Raw genomic sequence first — 7888 nt, 5'->3', positions numbered from 1 at the left:
AAGTGAAACGCAGCTGCGCCGATGGTAGTGTGGCTCAAGCCATGCGAGAGTAGGTCATCGCCAGGGGCTTTACCCGAAACCCTCAGTCCAACTGGACTGAGGGTTTCTTCTTGCGTCAAAATTGGAAATATAATCGCAACCCCTCCCGCCGGTCGTTGCCATAGTACGTCCCCGACAAGCACCTCGTAGGCGGTACCTTATTCAAGGTCAATCAGCGTCCTCAACGCGCTGTAAACACGTCGAGGAAATGCGGTTAGCGCCACTTTCCCCAAGTCGTCGCGCTCCCATACTTTGGGCATCCAAGGGCATCCAAGGGCATCCAAGGGCATCCAAGGGCATCCAAGGGCATCGGTGCATCGACTTTGATGCCTCTCCGGCTATCGCGAGGTTTTCAACATCAACACCCAACGAAAAACCGTCAGCGCTGCCGTTGCGCAAGAATGGCTGACCCCCTTTTACTTACAACTGCGCCGACACAAACACCGCGCCCTGTTGGTATGTAGACACAACAAAAACCCCGCTTCAGCGGGGTTTTTGTCTTCTCAGCAGGCCAAAGCACCTGGCGAGGGGATGCTTAGTCGCCCAGTGTCAGTAGCGAGGCGTTGCCGCCAGCTGCGGTGGTGTTGACGGTGACGACCTTCTCGGTGGCGAAGCGCAGCAGGTAGTGCGGGCCGCCGGCTTTGGGGCCGGTGCCGGACAGGCCCTGGCCACCGAAGGGCTGGACACCGACGACGGCACCGATCTGATTGCGGTTGACGTAGACGTTGCCAACCGCGACGCGCGATGTAATGCGGTCGATGGTCTCGTCGATGCGCGAGTGCACGCCCAACGTCAGGCCGTAGCCGGTTGCATTGATCTGGTCGATGACAGCGTCGAGCTGATCTGCCTTCCAGCGGATGACATGCAGGACCGGGCCGAAGACCTCGCGTTGCAGCTGGCTGAGCGATGTCAGTTCATAGGCGCGCGGGGCGAAGAAGCTGCCATGTGCGGTGACGTCATCCAGCTTGGTGGTTCCGATCAGGCGGGCTTCGTGGTCCATACGAGCTGCGTGATCGTCGAGGATCTTGAGCGCATCTGCATCGATTACCGGGCCAACGTCGGTCGAGAGCAAACCAGGGTCGCCTATCTTCAGCTCACCCATGGCACCGGCGAGCATGGTCATGACCTTGTCGGCGATGTCGTCCTGGACAAACAACACGCGCGCCGCCGAACAGCGTTGCCCGGCGGAGATGAAGGCGCTGGAAATTGCATCCTTCACCACGGCTTCGGGCAGCGATGACGAGTCGGCGATAAAGGCATTCTGGCCACCGGTCTCGGCGATCAACACGCCGATGGCAGCATCGCGCGCAGCCAGGGTGCGATTGATGATGCGTGCGGTTTCGGTGGAACCGGTGAACGCTACGCCCGCCACGCGCGGATCGTTGGTCAGTGCAGCACCCACGGTGGCGCCGTCACCAGGCAGGAATTGCACGGCGGCTTCCGGTACGCCTGCTTCGTGCAGCAGCTTCACTGCGGCGTAGCCGATCAGATTGGTCTGCTCGGCGGGTTTGGCGATCACGCTATTACCGGCAGCGAGTGCGGCGGCGACCTGGCCCAGGAAAATGGCGAGCGGGAAATTCCAGGGGCTGATGCAGACGAACACGCCGCGACCGTGCAATTGCAGTTCATTGGACTCGCCGGTCGGTCCGGGCAGGCGCTCGGGTGCGCCGAACTGCGCGCGCGCCTGACCAGCGTAGTAGCGCAGGAAGTCGACTGCCTCGCGGACTTCGGCCACGGCATCGGGCAGCGTCTTGCCCGCTTCCTTGACGCAAATTGCCATGAACTCGGGCATGCGCGCCTCGAGCAAGTCGGCGGCGTGTTCCAGGATGGTGGCGCGGCTTGCCGCCGGGGTGCGGTTCCAACCCGGTTGGGCTGCAGCTGCCGAGGCCAGCGCCTTCTGCACCGTCGCGGGATCGGCTGGCTGCCAGTGCCCAACCGTCTCGCGGCGATCGGCCGGGTTCAGTACCGCCTCGCTCGGGGTGCTGATCACCGCGCCGGGTACCAGTGGCGCTGCCTTCCACGGTTTGACGGCGGCATTGAGTTGCTCGGCCAGCTGCCGCAGATCGTTGTCGTTGGCGAGATTGGCGCCCATGGAGTTCTTCCTGTTCTGGTTCTGGCTGCGCAACAGGTCGGTCGGCAGCGGGATCTTGGGATGCGGGATGGAAGCAAACGACGACACCGCTTCGACCGGATCGCGGATCAGGTCTTCGATAGCAACGTCCTCATCGGTGATGCGATTGACGAAGCTGGAGTTGGCGCCGTTTTCGAGCAGGCGACGCACCAGGTAGGGCAGCAGATCTTCGTGCGAGCCGACCGGTGCATACACACGACACGGCAGCCCCAGACGATCGGCAGGAATCACCTCGGCATACAGGTCGTCGCCCATGCCGTGCAGTTTTTGATGCTCATACGTCTTACCCGCTGAAATCGCACGTACCGCAGCGATGGTCTGCGCGTTATGCGTAGCGAACATCGGATACAGCGCATCGCTATGCGCAAACATGCGACGTGCGCAGGCCAGGTAGGACACGTCGGTGTTCTGCTTGCGCGTAAACACCGGATAGCCCGGGTGACCTTCGATCTGTGCGCGTTTGATCTCTGCATCCCAATAGGCGCCCTTGACCAGGCGCACCGGAATGCGTCGGCCAACGCGCCGCGCAAGGTCGGCCAGGAAGTCGATCGTATAGGGCGTGCGCTTCTGATACGCCTGCACCGCCAGGCCATAGCCTTCCCAGCCATCCAGCGATGGGTCGGAAAAGGTGGCCTCGATGATGTCCAGCGACAGCTCCAGGCGATCGGCCTCTTCGGCATCGACGGTGTAGCCGATGCCGTACGACTTGGCCAACTGCGCGAGCTCCAGTACGCCGGGCACAAGTTCGGCCATCACGCGTGCGCGCTTGGCATGTTCGTAGCGCGGATACAACGCGGAGAGCTTGATCGAAATGCTGGGCGCTGCGAACACATCGGTGTCGACGAAACTGCCGCTGCGGCCGATCGCATGGATGGCATCGCGATACGCCTGCAGATAGCGCTGCGCATCCTTCATTGTCAATGCGCCTTCGCCGAGCATGTCGAACGAATAGCGGTAATTGGCGTTGTCGCCCTTGCGCGAACGCGACAATGCCTCGCCGATGGTGCGGCCCATGACGAACTGGTGGCCCATGATCTTCATCGCCTGGCGCACGGCCAGACGAATCACCGGCTCGCCGACGCGGCCGATCAGGCGCTTGAAAGCACCGGGCACATCCGCACGGGTGAGGTCGTTGAGTTGCACCAGCCTGCCGGTGAGCATCAGGCCCCACGTCGATGCGTTGACCAGCACCGAGTCGCTGCCGCCCATGTGCTTTTTCCAGTCCGCATCGCCGAGCTTGTCGCGGATCAGCTTGTCTGCGGTGTCCTGGTCGGGAATGCGCAGCAGCGCCTCGGCCACGCACATCAGCAGCACGCCTTCTTCGCTGCCGAGGTCGTACTGGCGCATGAAGGCTTCGATCGCGCCCTGGTCCTGGGCGCGTGTACGCACACGGGTGACCAGATCGGCGGCCAGTGCCTGCACCTTGGCCTGCTCTGCGGCGGGCAAGCGCGCTTGGTCGAGCAGTTCGTGCACGTGCTCGGCTTCGTCCTTGAGCCAGGCAGCGGTGATGGCAGCGCGCAATGCACCGGGCGCGACCGGGAGTTCGGGCGCGAGTAGCGGGGGCGCGGCGACGATGGAGGCAAGCGAGTCGAGCTGAGCGTTCATGCGAAAGGTGCCTGGGAATCCTTACGCATTCTAGAGAGCGGGAGCCCCGGCGCACTTGTGTGGAAGCGGCAGCTTTCCCGCCGTTTTATGCAGGTGGCCCCAGCGTGTGATGGCAGACCCGTTGAACGGCAAGCCCAGTCGGCCGCTTTGGGTGAAGTAATTGATTTCCACGCGTTTTTAGCTGCACTGCAGCAAATTTTTGATCGGCGGAAACGCTTGCCGCATACGTTCGCGCGGGTCTACCATCGGGCTGTTCCCGCAGTCCGCTGCGTGTTGCCAATGATCGAAGTGCTGCCGTTGATGTCCGAAGGGGTTGGGACGCAATTGCGGTTGCGGCCTCCGCGGGCGCTGTCGGCCAGGCAGTTCGTGCTGTTGTTTGCAGTATTGGCAGGAACGATGTGGTTATTTGCGGGCCTGGGGTGGTGGACCGGCAATGCATTCGCGCCGGTATTCGCCCTGTTGCACAGTGGTGTGGTGGCGTTGGCGCTACGGCAGTTATGGCGAAGTGGCGAGCGCGAAGAAGCGATCCGGGTAGGGGAGACCGCCGTTGAGGTGTTTCCGTCCGGGCATGCGCCACCAGCGTTTCAGGCACATCCGCACTGGGTGCGGCTATGCATGGAACGCGACGACAGGGTGCTGTTGGTGAGCAGCGGCAGGCAGATCGAGATCGGAAGTTTTCTCGGGCCGGCCGAACGTGTGGAACTGGCAGATACGCTGAAACGCTTGCTCGCGGCCGCCAATGGCCGTCACCGATGACGTAAGGGTCTAGGCAATGACGCAACGCAGCAGCTGGAAGTCGACGTACACAAGGTTGGGCCTGGCGCTGGCAGCGCTGGTCGGCGCGCCGGTCGTGTGGGCGCAATCGGCCGATCCCAAGGAATGGCAGCTCAATATGGGCCGCGGGGTGACGCAGACCGCACGCATGGCCTATGAGGCGCATATGGTGGCGCTGTGGGTGTGCGTGGTGATCGGCGTACTGGTGTTCGGTGCGATGGGCTATGCGATGTTCAAGTTCCGCAAGTCCAAAGGCGCGGTCGCCGCACAGTTCAGCCACAACACGCGGGCCGAAGTGCTATGGACGGTAATTCCGGTGGTGGTGCTGATTGCCATGGCATGGCCGGCGACGGCCAAGCTGATTGCGATGTACGACACCCGCGAGTCGGAAATGACCGTCAAGGTCACCGGCTACCAGTGGATGTGGAAGTACGAATATCTGGGCCAGGGCGTGGAATTCACTAGCCGTCTGGCGCGCGAATCGGATCGCATCCGGCAGAGCGGCGAACGCCCCACCGTGGCGTCGCAACCGCATTATCTGCTCGACGTCGATAATCGCCTGGTGCTGCCGGTCAATACCAAGATCCGCTTTGTGATCACCGCCGACGACGTGATCCACGCGTGGTGGGTGCCTGCACTGGGTTGGAAGCAGGACGCCATCCCGGGCATCGTCAACGAGGCGTGGACCAATATCGAGCAGCCGGGCGTGTATCGCGGACAGTGCGCGGAATTGTGCGGCAAGGATCACGGCTTCATGCCGATCGTGGTCGAAGCGCTGCCCAAGGCCGAGTTCCAGCGTTGGCTGGCATCGCGTCGCAGCGCCGCAAATGAAGTGCCCGCGGCATCGCCGGCAGCAACTCCCCCGTCGGCTGCACCAGCGACAGTACCTAACGGTGAGGCCGCTCCCGTGGCAGCACAATCTGCCGCACCGACCGCCGCTCTCTAATACCGCTCGCAACCGCACCGCTTCACAGAGGTCGTTCCGTCATGGCGCATACCGCAGTCGATCACCACGGACACCACCAGCCCGGCTTCGTCGAGCGCTGGTTCTTTTCGACCAATCACAAGGACATCGGCACGCTGTACCTGCTGTTCTCCTTCGTGATGTTCATCATCGGTGCGGCGATGAGCGTGGTGATCCGCGCCGAGCTCATGCAGCCGGGCCTGCAGTTCGTCAAACCCGAATTCTTCAACCAAATGACCACCGTGCATGCGCTGGTGATGATCTTCGGTGGAGTGATGCCGGCCTTCGTCGGCCTGGCGAACTGGATGATTCCGCTGCAGATCGGCGCGCCGGACATGGCGTTGCCGCGCATGAACAACTGGTCGTTCTGGTTGTTGCCGGTCGCTTTCACCTTGTTGTTGCTGACGCTGTTCCTGCCTGGCGGGGCGCCTGCCGGTGGCTGGACGCTATATCCGCCGCTGTCGCTGCAGGGCGGCTACAACGTGGCCTTCAGTGTGTTTGCCATCCATGTGGCTGGCGTCAGCTCGATCATGGGTGCGATCAACATCATCGCCACCGTGCTCAACATGCGCGCGCCGGGCATCGATCTGCTCAAGATGCCGATCTTCTGCTGGGCATGGCTGATCACTGCGTTCCTGCTGATCGCGGTGATGCCGGTGCTGGCCGGTGCGGTCACCATGCTGCTGACCGACAAGTTCTTCGGCACCAGCTTCTTCAACGCGGCCGGCGGCGGCGACCCGGTGATGTACCAGCACATCTTCTGGTTCTTCGGGCACCCGGAGGTGTACATCATGATCCTGCCGGCGTTCGGCGTGGTCAGCGAAATCATCCCCACCTTCAGCCGCAAGCCGCTGTTCGGCTATCAGGCGATGGTCTATGCGATCGCCGCGATCGCGTTTTTGAGCTTCATTGTGTGGGCGCACCACATGTTCACCGTGGGCATGCCGCTCGGCGGTGAGATCTATTTCATGTTCGCCACGATGCTGATCTCCATCCCGACCGGGGTGAAGGTGTTCAACTGGGTCAGCACGATGTGGAAAGGCTCGCTGACGTTCGAATCGCCGATGCTGTGGGCCGTGGCGTTTGTGATCCTCTTCAGCATCGGTGGTTTTTCCGGCCTGATGCTGGCGATCGTGCCGGCGGACTTCCAGTATCACGATACCTATTTTGTGGTGGCGCATTTCCATTATGTACTGGTCACCGGCGCGGTATTTGCCTTGATTGCGGCGGTGTACTACTGGTGGCCCAAGTGGACCGGGCGCATGTACAACGAGGCCTGGGCCAAGTTCCATTTCTGGTGGACGATGATCTTCGTCAACCTGTTGTTCTTCCCGCAGCACTTCCTCGGTCTGGCCGGCATGCCGCGGCGCATCCCCGACTACAACGTGGTGTTTGCCGACTGGAATCTGGTCAGTTCGATCGGTGCGTTCGGCATGTTTGCTACGCCGTTCCTGATGGCCGCCATTTTGCTTGCGTCGCTACGTAGCGGTGCCCGCGCCGATGCGCGCGCCTGGGAAGGTGCAAAGGGGCTGGAGTGGACGGTGCCTTCGCCGGCGCCTGCACACACCTTCACCGTGCCGCCGGTTATCAAGCCTGGAGATCTTGCGCATGAAGACATCGGCCACTGAGTCGGCATCGGAGCCGGCAGTGACGCGTCTGCTATCGGCTGCCGAGCGGCAGGCGCAGCAGCGCCGCGCGGTACGCCGCACGGCAATCACGGTGGGGATCATCGCGTTGCTGATCTATGCCGGCTTTATCGCCTCAGGCGTCATCGGCCGATGACTGCGCGCGCGCCCACGCATGCGCCGACCGCTGGCTTGTTCAAGCTGCTGGGCGTGGTGCTGGGCGTCTTCGTGCTGACCTTTTCGCTGGTGCCGCTGTACCGCATCGCGTGCGAAAAAGTTTTCGGCATTCGCATGGAGCGCGCACCGGGTAGCACCCGCGAGGGTGCGTCCAATGCGGTGGGCGGTGGCAAACGCACGGTGCGGGTGGAGTTCGATGCAGGGGTCAATTCGAAGCTGCCGTGGACCTTCCATCCCGAGCAGATGACGATGGACGTGGTGCCGGGCGAGCTCAACGAGGCGCTGTATTTCGCGCGCAACGACAGCAAGCGCGCGGTGGTGGGTAGCGCAGTGCCGTCGGTTGCACCGGCGCGTGCGTCGGGCTACTTCAACAAGACCGAATGTTTCTGTTTCACCGCGCAGACGCTGCAGGCCGGGGAGACGCGCGATATGCCGCTGCGTTTCATCGTGGACCCTGCGTTGCCTGCGGAAGTCACCACAATCACCTTGTCTTACACGTTTTATCGCAATGACGCGCTGACCTCGGAACTGCAGGGCGGCGCCGTAACCTTCATCCACCCGTACCACGACACG

General features: G+C 62.4%; 5 protein-coding genes and 1 pseudogene. 5 read left to right on the top strand and 1 reads right to left on the bottom strand.

All coding sequences use genetic code 11. The features are described from left to right. Positions 1-574 precede the first annotated feature (574 nt). Positions 575-3775: a bifunctional proline dehydrogenase/L-glutamate gamma-semialdehyde dehydrogenase PutA gene (gene putA, locus XdyCFBP7245_RS11550; protein ID WP_104615769.1), complete on the bottom strand. Its 3201-nt coding sequence runs from the start codon at positions 3773-3775 to the stop codon at positions 575-577. 279 nt (positions 3776-4054) lie between these two features. Here putA and XdyCFBP7245_RS11545 point away from each other — a divergent pair, with 279 nt between their 5' ends. The 5 genes and pseudogenes from XdyCFBP7245_RS11545 to XdyCFBP7245_RS11525 form a co-directional block, all read left to right on the top strand. Then, positions 4055-4531 carry a DUF2244 domain-containing protein gene (locus XdyCFBP7245_RS11545; protein ID WP_170068618.1) on the top strand — a complete coding sequence of 159 codons (477 nt, stop codon included), beginning with the start codon at positions 4055-4057 and terminating at the stop codon, positions 4529-4531. 16 nt (positions 4532-4547) lie between these two features. Further along, positions 4548-5495 carry a cytochrome c oxidase subunit II gene (coxB, locus tag XdyCFBP7245_RS11540; RefSeq protein ID WP_104615768.1) on the top strand — a complete coding sequence of 316 codons (948 nt, stop codon included), beginning with the start codon at positions 4548-4550 and terminating at the stop codon, positions 5493-5495. A 41-nt stretch (positions 5496-5536) separates the two neighbouring features. Then, positions 5537-7141, top strand: coding sequence for a cytochrome c oxidase subunit I (gene ctaD / locus XdyCFBP7245_RS11535; RefSeq protein ID WP_046964238.1), 1605 nt, complete (start codon positions 5537-5539; stop codon positions 7139-7141). After that, entirely contained in the window at positions 7122-7295 is a 174-nt protein-coding gene (locus tag XdyCFBP7245_RS11530; protein WP_003484652.1) for a hypothetical protein, read from the top strand. The genes ctaD and XdyCFBP7245_RS11530 overlap by 20 nt, the downstream gene beginning before the upstream one ends. Then, positions 7292-7855, top strand: a pseudogene (locus XdyCFBP7245_RS11525) (cytochrome c oxidase assembly protein); the annotation flags it as partial. The gene XdyCFBP7245_RS11530 and the pseudogene XdyCFBP7245_RS11525, both read left to right, overlap by 4 nt. Positions 7856-7888 lie beyond the last annotated feature (33 nt).

Origin of the sequence: Xanthomonas dyei, assembly GCF_002939865.1 — a bacterium.
GTDB lineage: Bacteria > Pseudomonadota > Gammaproteobacteria > Xanthomonadales > Xanthomonadaceae > Xanthomonas > Xanthomonas dyei.
Note: the sequence above shows the minus strand (reverse complement) of the source record. Positions and strands in the feature narration are given on the sequence as shown.